This is a genomic window from Streptomyces sp. NPDC046831 (assembly GCF_040645305.1).
In the GTDB taxonomy this organism is placed as follows: domain Bacteria; phylum Actinomycetota; class Actinomycetes; order Streptomycetales; family Streptomycetaceae; genus Streptomyces.
In genome coordinates this window covers 1-2,288 of sequence record NZ_JBEYXZ010000005.1, presented here as the reverse complement: position 1 = coordinate 2,288, position 2,288 = coordinate 1, and the positions used below count along the sequence as shown (strand labels likewise).

At 80.3% G+C, this 2,288-nt stretch carries 1 protein-coding gene; it reads left to right on the top strand.

Going from position 1 to position 2,288, the window contains the following annotated elements:
- A partial coding sequence (locus ABZ920_RS06465; protein WP_361499435.1) for a helix-hairpin-helix domain-containing protein occupies positions 1 to 2,159 on the top strand: 2,159 nt, incomplete at its 5' end.
- Between the last annotated feature and the right edge of the window lie 129 nt (positions 2,160 to 2,288).

Sequence of the window (2,288 nt, the reverse complement as noted above, 5' to 3'; positions counted from 1 at the left end):
ACGTCGCGGGCTCCGGGGACGCCGCCGGCTCGGGCGGAGACGGAAACGGGGAGGCCGGGGAGGCAGGAGGAGAGGCCGCCTCGGAGTCGGGCGAGGCCCCGGCCTTGTCCGAGGCCGAGGCGGAGCTCGCGGCCCAGCGGGCCGAGCGCGAGCGCATCGAGCGGCGGAAGGCCGAGAAGAAGGAGCCGATCCGGAGCGGCGCCAAGCTCAGCGGCGCGGCGGCCGACCTGCTCGCGGCCGTACGGGCCGTGGAGAGCGGTGAGAAGCCGGTGGCGGCAGCCTTCGGCGAGGCGGAGCCCACGCCCCGCCGGACGGCTCCGGAGCCACGGCGCCCGAGGCCGGTGCCGGCCGAGACGGCCGCCGCTCCCGCCGGACCGGCGCCGCGGACCGTCGAGGCGGTGGGCCGGGTGCTGGCCGAGGGCGGCGCGCCGGGCGCGCTCGCCGTGCCGGCCGCGACCGTCCTCGGCGAGGGCGCGGACGAGCGCCTTCGTGCCGACCCCTGGCAGTTGCTGCGGGTCACCGGGGTGCGGCCCGAGCAGGCCGACGGCTTCGCGCGGGCCCTGCTCGGGCCGGAGTGCGGCCCGGACGACGAGCGGCGCGGCCGGGCGGTCACGGTCTGGCTCCTGGAGCAGGCCGCGGTCGCCGGTCACACCGCGCTGGAGGCGTCCGCGCTCACGGCCGCCCTGGCCCAGCGGGGCGTGCCGGACCCGGAGGCCGCCCTGCAGAGCACGCTCGCCGAGGGCGACGCCCTGGCCTTCCAGGACGCCCTGGAGGAGCCGGGGGCACCGGCCCGGCAGCCGGAGGAGACGGACGAGGACGGCGAGGACGGCGAGGACCGCCGCCCGGTGCGCGTCCTCGTCGGCCTGGAGCGGTACGCCCTCGCCGAGGAGAGCCTCGCCGACTCACTGGCCCGGCTGGTGAACTCGGTGCCCAAGCAGGACGGTCCCGCCGAGGGCTGGGAGCGTGCCGCCGCGTCCGCCCGGGGCTCCGCCGCGGAGCTGATCCGCGCGGTCGCCGGCCACGGCCTGGTGCTGCACACCGGCGGCGAGGCCTCCCGCGTCGAGCCGGCCCAGCTGGTGTCCGCGGCCCGCGGCCTCGGGCTGCGCGCCTGGGCCGCCGCCCACAGCCCGCTCGGCCGGGACGGCTTCGCCGCGCTGTCGGCGCAGTTCACCGGGCCGGACGCCGGGGCGGAGGAGGCCGGGGCCGCCGTCACCACGGTGGCCGGGCTGCTGTCCGGCGCCGAGGGGCCGGGCCGGGACGCCGACGGCGCGCTCGACCTGGACCTGCTGGTGGTGCTGGACGCCCCCCAGCTCGACGTCGAGACCGCGGCCCTGCTCGTCGAGTCGCTGCCGGACGGGGCGCGCCTGGTGCTGGCCGGCGATCCGGCCGTGCTCTGGTCGGTCGGGCCGGGACGGGTCTTCGCGGATCTGCTGGCGGCTCGGGTGGGCCCGCAGGTCGCCTCGCGGGTGCCGGATCCCGGTCCGCTCGGCGAGCTGGTGTCCGGTGTGGGCGTCGGTGAGCTGACGCAGGTGGAGGCGCCGGGCCGGGAGGTCGTGATCGTCCCGGTGCGGGACGCGGGCGAGGCCGTGCACCGGACCGTGCAACTCGTCGCGGACTCGGTGCCCCGCGCGATCGGCGTCCCCGCCGAGCAGACGGTGGTGATCACCCCGGGCCACGGCGGCGCGGCGGGCACCCGCGCGCTGAACGCGGCCCTGAAGGAGCGGCTCAACCCGGGCCCCGGCCGGTTCGGCGGCTTCGACCCGGGCGACCGGATCGCCTACTCCCCCGCTCCCGGCCGCACACTGCCGGGCCGGGTGGTGAAGGCCGACGCGGACGGACTGCATCTGTCGTGCGCCGGCTCCCCGGTGACCGTGCCCCGCGAGCAGGTCGAGCGGTGCGTACGGCACGGGTGGGCGCTCACGGCGCACCAGGCGGTGGGCGGCCGGTGGCCCGCGGTGGTCGTGGTGCTGCCCGGTGACGCGGCGCAGGCGCTCAGCCGCCCGTGGGTCTACACGGCCTTCAGCCGGGCGGGCCGCCACCTCTCCGTCGTCCACGGCGTGGACCAGGCCCTGCCGCGGGCGGTGGCCGAGGTGCGGGCCAGGCCCCGCACGACACGGCTGCCCGTGCTGCTCCGCACCCAGGTGCCGGCGGCGGGCTGAGTCCTCCGACGCGCGAGGGCGGCGGGGGGGGGGGGCGGGCCCCCCGGCCCCCCCCCCCCCCCCCGGGGGGGGGGGGGGGGGGCCCCCCGGGGGGGGGGGGGGCCGGCCCCCGCCCCCCCCGCGAGGCCC